Source organism: Mycobacterium sp. 23 (assembly GCF_048287075.1).
In the GTDB taxonomy this organism is placed as follows: domain Bacteria; phylum Actinomycetota; class Actinomycetes; order Mycobacteriales; family Mycobacteriaceae; genus Mycobacterium; species Mycobacterium gordonae_B.
Genome location: NZ_JBLVUX010000005.1, coordinates 6,883,598 through 6,898,655, shown reverse-complemented (window position 1 = coordinate 6,898,655; position 15,058 = coordinate 6,883,598). Strand labels below are relative to the sequence as shown.

Annotated in this window: 13 protein-coding genes; all 13 read right to left on the bottom strand. The window is 70.1% G+C overall.

What is annotated here, in order from left to right; genetic code table 11:
- Window positions 1-75: 75 nt before the first annotated feature.
- The 13 genes from ACNQS7_RS32570 to ACNQS7_RS32510 all read right to left on the bottom strand — a co-directional run bounded on the left by ACNQS7_RS32570 (window position 76) and on the right by ACNQS7_RS32510 (window position 14,988).
- Window positions 76-366 (bottom strand): YggT family protein, encoded by a 291-nt coding sequence (locus ACNQS7_RS32570; RefSeq protein ID WP_055579970.1) that lies wholly within the window; start codon window positions 364-366, stop codon window positions 76-78.
- Window positions 367-535: 169 nt separating this feature from the next.
- Entirely contained in the window at window positions 536-1,204 is a 669-nt protein-coding gene (locus tag ACNQS7_RS32565; protein ID WP_055579969.1) for a cell division protein SepF, read from the bottom strand.
- A gap of 64 nt (window positions 1,205-1,268) precedes the next feature.
- On the bottom strand, window positions 1,269-2,039 hold the full coding sequence (locus tag ACNQS7_RS32560) for a YggS family pyridoxal phosphate-dependent enzyme (protein ID WP_418015802.1): 771 nt from the start codon (window positions 2,037-2,039) through the stop codon (window positions 1,269-1,271).
- Complete coding sequence (pgeF, locus tag ACNQS7_RS32555) at window positions 2,036-2,752, bottom strand: peptidoglycan editing factor PgeF (protein ID WP_418015801.1); 717 nt, start codon at window positions 2,750-2,752, stop codon at window positions 2,036-2,038. Before pgeF ends, ACNQS7_RS32560 begins: the two co-directional genes overlap by 4 nt.
- A 100-nt stretch (window positions 2,753-2,852) precedes the next feature.
- Window positions 2,853-3,992 (bottom strand): cell division protein FtsZ, encoded by a 1,140-nt coding sequence (ftsZ, locus tag ACNQS7_RS32550; RefSeq protein ID WP_055579976.1) that lies wholly within the window; start codon window positions 3,990-3,992, stop codon window positions 2,853-2,855.
- A 273-nt stretch (window positions 3,993-4,265) separates the two neighbouring features.
- On the bottom strand, window positions 4,266-5,207 hold the full coding sequence (locus tag ACNQS7_RS32545; protein WP_418015800.1) for a cell division protein FtsQ/DivIB: 942 nt from the start codon (window positions 5,205-5,207) through the stop codon (window positions 4,266-4,268).
- Window positions 5,204-6,658, bottom strand: a complete 1,455-nt coding sequence (gene murC / locus ACNQS7_RS32540) for a UDP-N-acetylmuramate--L-alanine ligase (RefSeq protein ID WP_418015799.1) — start codon at window positions 6,656-6,658, stop codon at window positions 5,204-5,206. The genes ACNQS7_RS32545 and murC overlap by 4 nt, the downstream gene beginning before the upstream one ends.
- Complete coding sequence (gene murG, locus ACNQS7_RS32535; RefSeq protein WP_418015798.1) at window positions 6,655-7,833, bottom strand: undecaprenyldiphospho-muramoylpentapeptide beta-N-acetylglucosaminyltransferase; 1,179 nt, start codon at window positions 7,831-7,833, stop codon at window positions 6,655-6,657. Before murG ends, murC begins: the two co-directional genes overlap by 4 nt.
- On the bottom strand, window positions 7,830-9,395 hold the full coding sequence (ftsW, locus tag ACNQS7_RS32530) for a putative lipid II flippase FtsW (RefSeq protein ID WP_418015797.1): 1,566 nt from the start codon (window positions 9,393-9,395) through the stop codon (window positions 7,830-7,832). The genes murG and ftsW overlap by 4 nt, the downstream gene beginning before the upstream one ends.
- 5 nt (window positions 9,396-9,400) lie before the next feature.
- Entirely contained in the window at window positions 9,401-10,846 is a 1,446-nt protein-coding gene (gene murD, locus ACNQS7_RS32525) for a UDP-N-acetylmuramoyl-L-alanine--D-glutamate ligase (protein ID WP_418016253.1), read from the bottom strand.
- Between the two features lies 1 nt (window position 10,847).
- On the bottom strand, window positions 10,848-11,927 hold the full coding sequence (gene mraY, locus ACNQS7_RS32520) for a phospho-N-acetylmuramoyl-pentapeptide-transferase (protein ID WP_055579962.1): 1,080 nt from the start codon (window positions 11,925-11,927) through the stop codon (window positions 10,848-10,850).
- Window positions 11,924-13,420: a UDP-N-acetylmuramoyl-tripeptide--D-alanyl-D-alanine ligase gene (locus ACNQS7_RS32515; RefSeq protein ID WP_418015796.1), complete on the bottom strand. Its 1,497-nt coding sequence runs from the start codon at window positions 13,418-13,420 to the stop codon at window positions 11,924-11,926. Before ACNQS7_RS32515 ends, mraY begins: the two co-directional genes overlap by 4 nt.
- Window positions 13,417-14,988 (bottom strand): UDP-N-acetylmuramoyl-L-alanyl-D-glutamate--2,6-diaminopimelate ligase, encoded by a 1,572-nt coding sequence (locus ACNQS7_RS32510; protein ID WP_418016252.1) that lies wholly within the window; start codon window positions 14,986-14,988, stop codon window positions 13,417-13,419. Before ACNQS7_RS32510 ends, ACNQS7_RS32515 begins: the two co-directional genes overlap by 4 nt.
- Between the last annotated feature and the right edge of the window lie 70 nt (window positions 14,989-15,058).

Below are 15,058 nucleotides of genomic sequence, written 5' to 3'. Positions count from 1 at the left end.
TCGCGCGCATCACACTTGTCGCCGAATCGTGGCCGAACCGTCTCCTAGCTACATTCGGTCCGTGGCAAGCGGCCGCTACGCCGCAGCGCTGAACGCCAACTGCATCCCGATGAATGCCACGAGCAACAACACCAGGATGGACAGGTCCAAACGGACGGCGCCGATGGTGATCTGTGGGATCAGGCGGCGCAGCAACTTCACCGGTGGATCGGTGACGGACATGATGATCTCCAGGATCACCACGGTCACACCCGTCGGCCGCCAGTCTCTGCTGAACGAGCGGATCCACTCGATGACGACCCGCGCGATGAGCAGCAGCCAGAAGGTGAACAGCGCAAAACCAAGGATCTGAAAGAACAGCACCAACGAGAGCCCGACCTTAACGATGACGATGAGAGGAATGTCCGCGCCGCCGCAGCGGCACCAGCAAGCCTACCGACCCGACCGCGGCATACCTGTCACGAGGGACGGCCGACATGCGCTCAGCCCGGTCGGCCACCCTGTGACCTACCGGGCTGTGCAGCGGAGATTTCGCCTATTGGTAAGCGTAGAAACCGGTTTCGGCAATGCGGCGACGCTCCTCCGGGGAGACGTCGACGTCGGCGGGCGACAGCAGGAAGACCTTGGTCGCCACCTTGTCGAACGACCCGCGCAACGCGAAGGCCAGGCCGGCGGCGAAGTCGACCAGTCGCTTGGCGTCGGCGTTGTCCATCGACACCAGGTCCATGATGACCGGGGTGCCGTCGCGGAATCGCTCGCCGATGGTGCGCGCCTCGCTGTAGTCCTTGGGCCGCAGCGTGGTGATCTTCGACAACGGGTGGCCGTCCTCGAACATCATTGCCATGCGGCGCGGGTCCATTGCCAGCGCACCGCGGGTGGAGCCCCGCAGCCACGAGCCCAGACGCGGCCGGGCCATGTCCGGCCGGTCGAACTCGCGCGGCTGGAAGCGCGGCTCCTCGGGGTAGCCGCCGCGGTAGCTGCTCGGCGGCGGATAGTCGGCGGGCATCTCAGGACGCAGGTCGCCCCGCGGGTCCCGGCGCGGCTCGTCGTATTCGCGATCGCGCCCTTCGTAACGGCCATATTCGTCGTCGAATCGGGGCCGTGAATAACCCCGGGACGGCGTGCGGTCGTCGTAATACTCGTCGTCGTAGTCCTCCATCGGAGCCATACCGAAGTAGGCCTTGACCTTGTGCAGAGTGCTCATCGTGCGAACCCTTCTAGCCTGGGATATTTGTTGTTTGTGATGAAGGTGTGACTCGAGTGACTATTCACGGTGACCGTAACCGCCGTTGACCCAGAAGCGCGGTACCGACACGCACACACGTCGATCCATGTTTGACGGCGATCTCGAGGTCTCCCGACATGCCAGCCGACAACCCGGCCGCATTGGGGAAGGCACGACGTACCCGGCAGTGCTCGGATTGCAGCCGGTCAAAGGCCTGTTCGGCGTCCCAGTTCAGCGGCGGAACACCCATCAGACCGACCAGTTCCAGACTCTCGGAGGTCTCCACCTGTTCGCAGACCCGATCCAGCGCACCGGGCTCGGCGATGTCGACCCCGCCGCGTGACACGTCGCCGTCCAGACTGACCTGAACGTAGACCCGTAGCGGCGTGCTGCGGCGCTGCTCGGCCAGGGCGCCGGCCACCGCCCGCTCCAGCGCGGTGACCAGCTGCCCGCTGTCCACCGAGTGGGCGGTGTGCGCCCAGCGGGACAGTGACTTGGCCTTTTTGCGCTGGATCTGGCCCACCATGTGCCACTGCATCTGCCGGGATTCCCCTGATGCGCCCAGCAACCGCGCCACCTCGGCCACCTTCGCGGACGCCTCCTGCTCCCGCGACTCGCCCACGGCCCGCACTCCGAGTCGGGCCAGGATCGCCACGTCGGTGGCCGGGAAGAATTTGGTGATCGGGAGCAGTTCGATCTCACCGACGTTGCGCCCGGCCGCCTCCGCGGCCGCCGCGAGCCGGGAGCGCACCGACGCCAGCGCGCGGGTCAGTTCCGACTGGCGCTCGCCCTGGGCGGCATCCGTCTCGGTCATCGCGGTGCTTCCATCCACACCAGGGACGCGAGTCGACCCGTCGGCGCGTCGCGCCGATGACTGAACAGGGCGGGGTCGGCCGCGGTGCAGCGCGGGTCGACCTCGATGGAGGTCACCCCCATCCGGCGCAGTTGCCCGGCGATGCCGACGCGAAGGTCCAGACCCGCGGTGCCTGCGGGGGTCTTGGTGTGACTGCCGGGCAAGACGGCTTCGACCTCCGCGGCCATCGCATCGGGCACCTCGTAATTGGGACCGCTGACCGCGGGGCCCAGTAGCGCCGAGATGTCACCGACCTGGGCGCCCAACTCCAGCATCGCCTCGACCGTGCGGGCGACCACGCCGTGCTGCGCGCCGACGCGGCCGGCGTGCACCGCGCCGACGACACCGGCCCGCGCGTCGGCGAGCAACACCGGCACGCAGTCAGCCGTCACCACGGCCAACGCCAATCCTGTTGTCGCCGTCACCATTCCGTCGGTGTCAGGCAGGGCCTCGCGCCGCGGACCGGCCACCGTCTCGACGTGGGTGCCGTGCACCTGGTTCATCCACAACACCCGATCACCGGGTAGGCCGATGGCTTTGGCCAGCCGGGACCGGTTGGCCCGCACGGCAACCGGGTCGTCACCGACATGGTCGCCGAGGTTGAAAGAGTCGAACGGCGGTTTCGAAACGCCGCCCGCCCGAGTCGTGGTGACCCGACGGATTCGAACGCTCACGTCCCCAGTATCTGGATGGTGTTGCCTGCCAGGCTGCATCGACGTCGGGCCATCATGTTTCGAGGCCGGTTTGTCGCGCAGTGGCAAGCAAACTGAGACCTCAGCGGCGCATGAAGGGCGGCACATCGACGTCGTCGTCGTCACCGCCGATGCTCAGGGTCGCACCGTTGGTGTGCAGCGGAACACTGACCGCGTCGACCGGTTCGAACAGCGTCGAGGTGAGCTTGCCCGCCTTGGCTGTCTCGATGCGGTGGGCGCCACCGGCTTCGTTGCTGCTGACAGCTTTGCGGCCGGGGCCGGCGTCGAAGCCGGCCGCGATCACGGTGACGCGCACCTCGTCGCCGAGCGAGTCGTCGATCACGGTGCCGAAGATGATGTTGGCGTCCTGGTGGGCGGCGTCCTGCACCAGCGAGGCGGCCTCGTTGATCTCGAACAGGCCCAGGTCGCTGCCACCGGCGATCGACATCAGCACGCCCTGGGCGCCTTCCATCGACGCTTCCAGCAGCGGTGAGTTGATCGCGATCTCCGCGGCCTTGAGCGAGCGTCCCTCGCCGCGGGCCGAGCCGATGCCCATCAGCGCGGTGCCGGCGCCGGACATGATGCCCTTGACGTCGGCGAAGTCGACGTTGATCAGGCCGGGTGTGGTGATCAGGTCGGTGATGCCCTGGACACCGTTGAGCAGCACCTCGTCGGCACTGCGGAAGGCGTCCATCAGCGACACCGCCGCGTCGCCCATCTGCAGCAGGCGGTCGTTGGGGATCACGATCAAGGTGTCGCAGCTCTCGCGCAGCTGTCCGATGCCGTTTTCGGCCTGGTTGCTGCGCCGCTTGCCCTCGAAGGAGAACGGCCGCGTGACGACGCCGACGGTCAGCGCGCCGAGTTTGCGCGCGATGCTGGCGACGACGGGCGCGCCACCGGTGCCGGTGCCACCGCCCTCCCCGGCGGTGACGAACACCATGTCGGCGCCGCGCAGCAGTTCCTCGATCTCCTCCTTGGCGTCTTCGGCGGCCTTCTTGCCGACCTCCGGGTCGGCACCGGCGCCCAGGCCGCGGGTCGAGTCGCGGCCGACGTCGAGCTTGACGTCGGCATCGCTCATCAGCAACGCCTGTGCGTCGGTGTTGATGGCGATGAACTCCACACCTTTGAGGCCTTGCTCGATCATTCGGTTGACGGCGTTGACGCCGCCACCACCGATGCCCACGACCTTGATGACGGCCAGGTAGTTGTGTGGGGGGGTCATCATTCGTCTTCCTCCCTGATGGGCTTTCAGTTCCCCTGGTATTGCGTGGGTATGCCTGCGGTGTGTCTCCTTGCAAAACCCTCAACCTCAACCATAGAGTTAGAGTTATGTCAAGTAGTTCCGCGTAACCAGAACCGTATGGGTACGACGGGCACTAGCCGTGCAGGCGCGCCGACGCGCGGCACGCATTTTTCTCTTTCGCCGAGTGTGAAGCTGGCCGCACACTGGGCTGCGAATGTGCGGGCAGCCGCACATTCGCCGCAGTGAGCGAAACTATTTCACTGTCGGCAGGTCCGGGCTGGACACGTCGTAGGTGCGGCCGGGCTGGGTCAACAGCGCCGCCAGCTTCTCGGCCTTCTCCGCCGCCCGGTCGGTGGTCCCCCAGATCACCACCCGGCCGTCGGTCAGCGTCAGGGTGATCGACGACACCGAGGGCGCCGCGATCCGGCCCACCTCCCCGGCGACCTCGGGGCGCAGCGTGCTCAGCACCTTCAACGCGGCCAAGGTAGCGGGGTCGGTGGGACCCGGGTTGTCCACGTCGATGTAGGGCACCGCGGGCGGCGGCGGGTCGGTCGCGAAGTCGACGCCGTCGCGGTCGAACAGGTGCGGCCCGTCCGGAAAGTCCTTCACCACCATCGGGATCCGCTCGACGATCGTGATGCGCAGCGCCGACGGGTACTGCCGCTGCACCCGAGCGCTGGCCACCCGCCGGATCGCGGCGACCCGGTCGGCGACCTGGTTGGTGTTGATCTGCAGCAGCGGCGTCCCGACCCGCACCTGCGCGGCGTCGAGCACCTCCTCCCGGGTGACGACCCCGGTGCCGGTGACCACGATGTTGCGGGCCGACATCGCCGGGGTGAAGTAGAGGATCAGGCCCAGCCCGACCCCGACCACCACCAGCAGCACCGTTGCCAGCACCATCTTCAAGCCCCGAACCACTCCTCGCGCAGGGGGTTTGGGTTCGGGCAGCACGGCGCCTTTGGCGCGCCGCTTGGCCTCGCGGCGGGCTTCCTCGATGGCGGTGGCCCGGGCCTGCGCGGCCCGGCGCTCGGCGCGTTCCCGCCGGGCACGCCGGCGGGGGCCCTCGAAGTCCTCTTCTTCTTCGGTTTCCTGGGCCGGCTCTTCGGTCGAGATCGGTTCCGTGACCGCGGTGTCCGCGGAGTCGGGACCTTCACCCGCCAGGTCGGCGGGCCGACTTTCGTCGGGCTCGCTCACTGCGGCACTCCACGGCCGGGCGCGCTGCGATTGGCCCGCAGCCGCAGCGCGGTGACGATCTCGGGTCCGAGCAGCGTCACGTCACCGGCGCCCATGGTGACGATGACGTCGCCGGGTGCCGCGGCGGCGGCCACCTCCTCGGCCACCGCCGAGAAGTCCGGGAGGTAGTGCACCGGGACGCTGACATGTTCGGCGACCGTGGCGCCGCTGATGCCGGCCAGTGGTTGTTCGCGCGCACCGTAGACGTCGAGCACGAAGACTTCGTCGGCGCCGTCCAGCGCTGCCCCGAATTCCTGCGCGAATGCCTTTGTGCGCGAGTACAAGTGGGGCTGGAAGACGACCAGCGAACGGCCGCTGCCGCTCTGCTGGACAACGGAACGCACGGCCGCCAGGGTGGCGCCGATCTCGGTCGGGTGGTGGGCGTAGTCGTCGAACACCCGCACCGCATTGGCGGTGCCGACCAGTTCGAAGCGTCGCCGCACTCCTTCGAAACCGGCCAGCCCGTCGAGCACCTCGTCGACGGGCGCGCCGATCTCGACCGCCGCGAGCAGCGCGGCCAGCGCGTTGAGCGCCATGTGGCGTCCCGGCACCGACAGCCGCATCACCCGCTGCTGAGGCTCTCCCGCCAGCTGGATATGGGCAACGGCCTCGGTGCCGTGTTGTTCCCACGACAGCAAGCGGGCGGCGAGCGACCCGTCTCCCGACCCGTAGCGCAGCACCCGGATGCCCAGTTCGGTCGTGCGCCGCGCCAGGGCGGCCGCACCCGGGTCGTCGGTGCACGCCACCAGCGCTCCGCCGGGCGCCAGCCGCTCGACGAAGGAGTCGAACACCCCGACATACGCCTCGGTGCTGCCGTAGAAATCCAGGTGGTCGGACTCGATGTTGGTGACGACCGCGACGTTGGGCGTGTATTCGAGCAGCGTGCCGTCGCTCTCGTCGGCTTCGGCGACGAAGAGGTCGCCGCTGCCGTGGTGGGCATTGGTTCCGGCCTCACCCAGTTCGCCGCCGACCGCGAAGGACGGGTCGCGTCCGCAGTGCTGCAGCGCGACGATCAGCATCGACGTCGTCGTCGTCTTGCCGTGTGTGCCGGTGACCATCAGGGTGGTGCGCCCGGCCATCAGCTTGGCCAGCACCACCGGCCGCAACACCACCGGGATGCCTCGGCGCCGGGCCTCGACGAGCTCCGGATTGGTCTTGGGGATGGCGGCGTGGGTGGTGATGACGGCGGTGACCCCGCCGGGCAGCAGATCCAGCGACGACGCGTCATGCCCGATGCGGATCAGCGCTCCGCGCGCCCGCAAAGCGTGCACGCCGCGCGACTCCTTGGCGTCCGATCCCGACACCATCCCGCCGCGGTCCAGCAGGATGCGGGCAATGCCTGACATGCCGGCGCCACCGATGCCCACCATGTGCACGCGCTGCAGCTCCGGCGGCAACTGTTCGGCGGTCACCGGCGCACTCCCCGCATCTGCCGGGCGACGTCCAGCGCCGCCCGGGCCACCTGCTCGGCGGCGTCGCGGTGCCCCACCAGCGTGGCCGCCGCGGTCATCGCCGCCAGCCGCGGCGGGTCGTTGAGCAACCCGGACACTTCGCGGGCCACCAGTTCCGGTGTCAAGGCGGCGTCGGCGACGATCATCCCGCCCCCGGCGTTGACCACCGGCAGCGCATTGAGCCGCTGCTCACCGTTGCCGATCGGCAGCGGCACGTAGATGGCGGGCAGCCCGACGGCCGAGACCTCGGCGACCGTCATCGCGCCGGAGCGGCAGATCACCATGTCGGCTGCGGAGTAGGCCAGGTCCATCCGGTCGAGATACGGCACCGCCACATACGGCGGGTCACCGGGGTCCGGCGTGCGGAGTTCGAGAGTGTTCTTGGGTCCGTGCGCGTGCAGGACTGACACGCCGGCGGCGGCCAGGTCGGCGGCCGCGGCGGAGACGGCCCGGTTCAGCGACACCGCACCCTGGGACCCGCCGAACACCAGCAGGACGCGGGCGTCGTCGGCGAAGCCGAAGTGGGCCCGCGCCTGTGCGCGCAGGCCGGCGCGGTCCAGCGTGGTGATCGCCCCCCGGACCGGCACTCCCACCACCTCGGCGCGCCGCAGCCCCGAATCGGGCACCGCCGACAGAATCCGGTCGGCGGTGCGCGCGCCCACCCGGTTGGCCAGCCCGGCGCGGGCGTTGGCCTCGTGGATCACCACCGGGATACGGCGGCGCCTCGGCCTGCCGCGCGAAGCCAGGTAGGCCGGCAGCGCGACGTACCCGCCGAAGCCGATGACGACGTCGGCGGCGACATTATCGAGCACCGCGCGAGTCTCCCGGACAGCGCGCCAGACCCGCGGTGGCAACCGGGCCAGGTCGCCGCTGGGTTTGCGGGGCAGCGGCACCGGGGTGATCAGCTCCAGCTGGTAACCGCGCTCAGGTACCAGCCGGGTCTCCAGGCCGCGCGCCGTGCCCAGCGCGGTGATCCTGATCCGGGGGTCCAGGGCGGTCAGCGCGTCGGCCACGGCCATCGCGGGCTCCACATGGCCGGCGGTCCCGCCGCCGGCCAGCACGACCGAGAACGCACCACCGGCGGGCAGGGGACTGTCCCCTCGCCCGCCGGCCGACTCCGTGACCTTGTCGTTCACCCGTAACGCTGACCTTCCAATGCACCTACGCGCCGTGTCTGGCGCCGGCCGGCGTACTGCTGGCCAGATCTATGATGCCTGTCCCGCCCACGGCCGCTTCCCGCAGACCGTCGAGTGGTGCGCGGCTGCGGCTTCTGCGGCGGTCCGGCGGCGCGGCGGGCGGCCGGCGCCTTGGGTGCCTGCTGCGGCCGCTTCCTGTCCCGGAACGACTCGATTCGGCTGGGCACGTAGGGCTCCGGCGGCGGCAGCCGCAGCAGCCGGTTCACCTTGTCATCACGCCCGGCGCGCAGCGCGGCCACCGCCTCGGGTTCGTGCCGGGCCGCGTTCGCCATGATTCCGATCATGAAAAGCGTTGCTGCCGTTGATGTTCCGCCAGCAGAAATCAGTGGCAGCTGCAGACCGGTGACGGGCAGCAGGCCGATCACATAGCCGATGTTGATGAATGCCTGACCGAGCACCCACAACGTGGTGGTAGCGGTGAGCAGGCGCAGGAACGGGTCGGCGGACCGGCGCGCGATGCGCATGCCCGTGTAGGCGAACAGTCCGAACAACCCCAGCAGGCCCACGGCTCCGATGAGCCCCAGCTCCTCGCCGATGATGGCGAAGATGAAGTCGTTGTGGGCGTTGGGCAGGTAGTTCCACTTGGCCACACCCTGCCCTAGGCCGTCGCCGAAGATGCCGCCGTGGGCGAGCGCGTACTTGGCCTGCCGGGCCTGATAGCCGGTGTCCATCGGGTCGTCTTCGGGATCCAGCCAGGACCGCACCCGGTCGGAGCGGTAGCCGGCGGACATCGCCAGCACCGCGCCGGCGGCGAACACCGCGCCGAGCGAGCTGACGAACACTCGCAGCGGCAGGCCGGCGTACCACAGCAGGCCCAGCAGGATGATGCCGAGCGAGACCGTCTGGCCGAGGTCGGGCTGGGCCACGATCAGCCCCAGCGCGATGAGCGCGGCCGGCACCAGGGGAATCAGCATTTCGCGCAGCGAAGCCCGCTCCAGGCGCCGGGCCGCCAGCAGGTGGGCACCCCAGATCGCGAACGCGATCTTGGCCAGCTCGGACGGCTGCATGGAGAAACCTGCGATGACGAACCATTTGCGGGACCCGTTGGCCAGGTTGCCGATGCCCGGAATGAGCACCAGGACCAGCAGGATGATGGTGATCGCGTAACTGGTGAACGCGATGCGCCGGATGAAACGCACCGACATCCGCAACCCGGCGTAACAGGCGACAAGCCCGACGACCGTCCACAGCACCTGCTTGGCGAAGATCGTCCAGGCCGAGCCGTCGTTGTCGTAAGAGTGCACGCCGGATGCGGACAGCACCATGATCAGGCCCAGCGACGTCAGCAGCGCGGTGACGGCGACGATGAGGTGGAACGACGTCATGGGCCGGCCCAGCCAGGCACCGAACGCGGTGCGCGGCCCGCCCGACCCGGCCATCGGCGCGCCGGCCTTCTCCTCGGCGGTGGCAGCGCCGGCCTGCTCGGCCGGGTCCGTCACCTCTGCGGCGGCCGACGTCTCCCCCTTGTCCCGGCGGAAGAGCCGGGTCACTGCGATACCCACACCGCCTACCGGACCGCGGCGCGAACGGCGGCCGCGAAGGCGTCACCGCGGGCGGCGTAGCCGGTGAATTGGTCGAACGATGCGCCGGCCGGCGCCAGCAGCACCGTGTCTCCGGGTTTGGCCAGGTCACGGGCCGCGGCTACGGCCGCGGCCATCACCCGGGCGCCGATATCCTCGTTATTAACTTGTGTCACATCAGCAACAGAAACCACACCAGTCGCATGCATCTCAACATCCTCGCCTGTAACAACCTGTACGACGGGGACATCGGGCGCGTGTCGTGATAACGCCTCGGCAACCTCGGCGCGATCCCGCCCAAAAAGGACCGCCCCGACCAGGTGGGACGCGATGCGGGCCAGTTCGGCGTCCAGAGACGCGCCCTTGAGCAGACCACCGGCCAGCCACACGACCCGGGGATAGGCCAGCACCGATGCCTGGGCGGCGTGCGGGTTGGTGGCCTTCGAGTCGTCGACGTAGTTGATGCCGTCGGCGACCGTCACCACCTCACAGCGGTGCCGGCCCAGCCGGAAGGCCGCGATGGCGGAGGCGATCGCCTCGGGTCTCACGTCGACCGCGCGCGCCAGGGCCGCGGCTGCCAGCGTGTTGAGCACTCCGACCGGACCCGGCACCGGAATCGAGGCGACCGGCAGCAGCGGCAGGTCCTCGGCGAAGGCACGGTCGACCAGCTGCCCGTCACGCACGCCGAGCTCGCCGGGCGCGGGTTCACCGAGCCGGAAGCCCACCCGGACAGCTGCCGGGGCGGTGTCGCGCAGCGCCGCTGCCCGGCTGTCGTCGAGTCCGACGACGGCGACCCGGCCGGTCAGCACCCGGGCCTTGGCGGCGGCGTAGGCGGCCATGGTGTGGTGCCAGTCCAGGTGGTCTTCGGCGATGTTGAGCACCACGCCCGCCTCCGGCCGCAGTGAGGGCGCCCAAAACAACTGGAAGCTGGACAGTTCCACCGCCAGCACGTCGGACGGCTGGTCCAGCACGTCGAGCACCGGGTCACCGATGTTCCCGCACAACTTGCTGCGCAGTCCCCCGGCGATCAGCATGTCGTGCAGCATCGAGGTGGTGGTGGTCTTGCCGTTGGTGCCGGTCACCACCAGCCACCGCCGCGGTGGCCCGAAATGGCTGGCCGCATCCAGGCGCCAGGCCAACTCCACATCGCCCCAGATGGGCACGCCGGCCGCGGCGGCCGCGGCCAGCACCGGGGTGTCCGGCTGGAAACCGGGGCTGGTGACCACCAGCGCGTACCGGCCGATGCGATCGATGGCGGTCGCGGGGTCGGCGGTCGCGACGCCGGCCGCGGCGTGCGGGGCCAGCATCGCCGGGTCGTCGTCGCACAGCGTGGGCACGGCCCCGAACCGGGTCAGCGTGGCCAGTACCGCGCGGCCGGTCACCCGGGCGCCGGCGATCAGGACGGGGGCACCCGGCGCCAGGGGATCCAGCACGTCAGGCACCGATCGTGGACAGCCACTCGCCGTAGAACAGGGCGACGCCCAGGCCGCAGCTGATCGCGGTGAGCAGCCAGAACCGGATGATCACCGTAGTTTCCGCCCAGCCGCCCAGCTCGAAATGGTGGTGGAAGGGCGCCATCCGGAACACCCGGCGCCCGGTGGTCCGGAAGGCGAGGATCTGCAGCACGACCGAGGTGACTTCCGCGACGAACAACGCCCCCAGCACGACGGCGAGAATCTCGGTGCGGCTGGTCACCGACAACCCGGCGATGATGCCGCCCAGAGCCAGCGACCCGGTGTCGCCCATGAAGATCTTGGCCGGGGCCGCATTCCACCACAGGAAACCGATGCAGGCGCCCGCGGTGGCGGCCGCGATCAGCGCCAGGTCCAGCGGGTCGCGCACGTTGTAGCAGCCCAGGCCGGGCGCGGTGACGCAGGCGTTGCGGTACTGCCAGAAGGTGATCAGCACGTAGGCGCCGGTGACCATCGCCATGCAACCGGCGGCCAGGCCGTCCAGCCCGTCGGTGAAGTTCACCGCGTTCGACCAGGCACTGACCACTATCACGCAGAACAACACGAACAGCCCGGGGGCGAAGGTGACCGTGGCGATCTCGCGCACGTAGGACAGATCCGCGCTGCCCGGCGTCAGGCCGGCGTTGTTGCGGAACTGCAGCACCAGCACGGCGAACAGCACGGCGGCGGTGATCTGCCCGACCGTCTTGGCCGTCTTGTTCAGGCCCAGGTTCCGCGACCGGCGGATCTTGATCAGGTCGTCGATGAAACCGACCCCGCCCAGGGCGGTGGCCAGGCCGAGCACACACAGGCCCGACGCCGAGATCCCTTCACCGTCGAAGGCCAGCCCGAACAAGTGGGTGCCCAGGTAGCCGGCCCAGATGCCGGCCAGAATCGCCACCCCGCCCATCGAGGGCGTACCCCGCTTGGTCTGGTGGCTGGGTGGGCCGTCCTCGCGGATCTGGTGACCGAACCCTTGCCGGGTGAACAGCCGGATCAGCGCCGGAGTCAGCAGGATGGACACGGTCACCGCGATGGCTACGGCGATCAGGATCTGCCTCACGGGCGTGCGCCCTCGGCGGTCAGTGCGTCGGCCAGCGCCCCGAGCCCGACCGAGTTGGACGCCTTGACCAGCACCACGTCTCCGGGCTGCAGCTCGGCGCGCAGCAGGGCCAGAGCGTCGTCGGCGTCATCCACCATGACGGCTTCCTCCCCCCACGAGCCCTCCATCACCGCACCCTGGTGCATGGCGCTCATCGACCTCCCGCTTCCCACGACAACGAGTCGAGACACATCTAATCGCACCGCGAGCCGGCCGATGCGGTCGTGCTCGGTTATTGCATCCTCGCCGAGTTCGGCCATCTCACCCAGCACCGCCCAGCTGCGTCGCGGATGAGTCTCCCCGTGGGCGATCCAGGCCAGCGCCTGCAGACCCGCCCGCATCGACTCGGGGTTGGCGTTGTAGGCGTCGTCGATGACGGTCACGCCGTCGGCGCGGGTGCTCACCTGCATGCGGTGGCGCGACACCGGGCCCGCCGCGGCGAGCGCCGCCGCGATCTGTTCCACGCTCGCGCCGCACTCCAGTGCGACCGCGGCCGCGCACAGCGCGTTACTGACCTGGTGCTCGCCGTAGACGCCGAGCCGAACCTCGGCCTGTTCGGCGCCCGCGTGCAACGTGAACTGGGGCCTGGCCAGCTCGTCGAGTGTCACCGGCCCGGCCCACACGCCCTCGGTTTCGGGGCCGGAATTGCGACTCACCCGGACGACCCGGGCCGCGGTCACGTCGGCCATCGCCGCCACCAGCGGGTCGTCCGCGTTGAGGATGACCACACCGGATGACGGAACAGATTGCGGCAGCTCGGATTTGGTCTGGGCAATGATCTCCCGGGAGCCGAACTCGCCCAGATGCGCGGTGCCGACATTGAGCACCACGCCGATCGACGGGGTCGCGATATCGGCCAGCGCGGCGATATTGCCGGGGTGGCGGGCCGACATTTCCAGAATCAGGAAATCGGTGTCCCGCGTTGCCCGCAACACCGTCCAGGGATGACCCAGTTCGTTGTTGAACGAGCCCGGTGGTGCAACCACCTCGCCCAGCGGCCGCAGCACCGCGGCCACCAGGTCCTTGGTCGACGTCTTGCCCGACGAGCCGGTGATCCCGATGATCCTCAGGCCACCGGACGTCAACTCGGCGGCCACCGCCGCGGCCAGCTTGGCCAGCGCGGCCAGCACTGCGGCACCCGACCCGTCGGCGTCGTGCTCGAGTACCGAGGCCCGATCGTCGGCGGCGGCCTCCGGCCGTACGACGATCGCGGGTACGCCGACCGGCCGGGCGGCCAGCACCGCCACGGCGCCGGCGGACACGGCGGATGCGGCGTGGTCGTGCCCGTCGGAGCGGGCGCCGGGCAGGGCCAGGAACAGGCCGCCCGGGCCGATGGCGCGGGAGTCGAATTCCACTGTCCCGGTGACGCGGGTGGTCGCGGCCACTTCCGGGGTTACGTCGGTCAGGGTGCCACCGACGATGTCGGCGATCTGGGCCACGGTCAGGTCGATCACGGCCGGCCTCCCTGGGCCTCGAGAGCCGCCGCGAGTTCCACCCGGTCGTCGAACGGACGCACCTCGTCGGCGCTGCGCTGGCCGGTCTCGTGGCCCTTGCCGGCGATCAGCACCACGTCTCCGGGGCGGGCCCAGCCGACGGCGTAACGGATCGCCTCGCGCCGGTCGGCGATCTCGGCCAGCTCCGCTTGTGAACGCGCTTCTTTTGCGCCCGCGAGGATTTCGCGGCGGATGGCGGCCGGATCCTCACTGCGCGGGTTGTCATCGGTGACGACGACGAGGTCGGCGAGTTCGGCGGCCACCGCACCCATCGGGGCCCGCTTGCCCGGGTCCCGGTCGCCACCGGCGCCGAAGACCACCGCCAAGCGGCGGTCCGGCCGCACCAGGGTGCTCAGCACCGCGCGCAACGCGCCCGGCTTGTGCGCGTAGTCGACCAGCGCGAGGAAGTCCTGTCCCCGGTCGATCTGCTCGAGGCGCCCCGGGACCCGGGTTTCCCGCAGACCCGGTGCGGCCTGCGCGGGCGAAACCCCGACCGCATCCAGAAGTGCCAGCGCCACAAGGCAATTCGCGATGTTGTAGTGGCCCGGCAGATTGATGCCGATGCGGTGCTCGGAGCCGGAGGGATCGACGGCGGTGAATTCCTGGCCGGCCGGACCGCAGAGCGTGACGTCGCGGGCGCGCCAGTGTGCGGGCTCCCCGGTGACACTGACGGTGATCGCATCACCCGCCCGCCCCGCCATCGCACGACCAGCCTCGTCGTCGACGCACACCACGACCCGGCGGGCGCGCAGGGCCGAGGCGGGGTCGAACAACAGCGCCTTGGCCTCGAAGTAGTCGGCCATGGTCGGGTGGAAGTCCAGGTGATCGCGCGACAGATTGGTGAAACCACCGACGGCGAACTCGGTCCCGTCCACCCGCCCCAGGGCCAGCGCATGGCTGGACACCTCCATCACGACGGTGTCGACGCCGCGTTCGGCCATGGCGGCGAACAGCGCCTGCAACGCCGGGGCCTCCGGCGTGGTGAGCGCGCTGGGGATGTCCGCGCCGTCGATGCGGATGCCGATGGTGCCGACCAGGCCCGCCACCCGTCCGCCGGCCCGCAGACCCGCTTCGACCAGGTATGTCGTGGTGGTCTTGCCGGAAGTGCCGGTGATGCCGATGACGGTGACCCGGTCCGACGGGCGGCCGTACACGGTCGCGGCCAGTCCTCCGAGCACGCTGCGCGGTGCCGGGTGCACCAGGACCGGCACTGCCGCCGCGTGCGGACCCATCTCGGTGACCCCGTCGGCATCGGTGAGCACCGCGACCGCTCCGCGCCCGATAGCGTCGCCGGCATGCCGGGCGCCGTGCGTGGTGGATCCCGGCAGCGCGGCGAACAGGTCGCCGGGCTGGACGTCCTGGCCGCGCAGCGTCACGCCGGTCACCGTCACATCGGGCCCGGGGGGCGATGGCGCGCCGATCTGCGCGGCCAGCGTGGACAGCGCAACGCCGGCGATGACGTGCGGGCGCAGCCCAGCGGGCGTCGACTCCGCCACGGGCAGCACCTCCGTCCGAGCGCAGATGGTCAGGGATCGCCATGATCGGCCCTGACACCCTATCGAGAGGCACCCGGTCACCGCGTAGAGCCGCGCCCGCGCG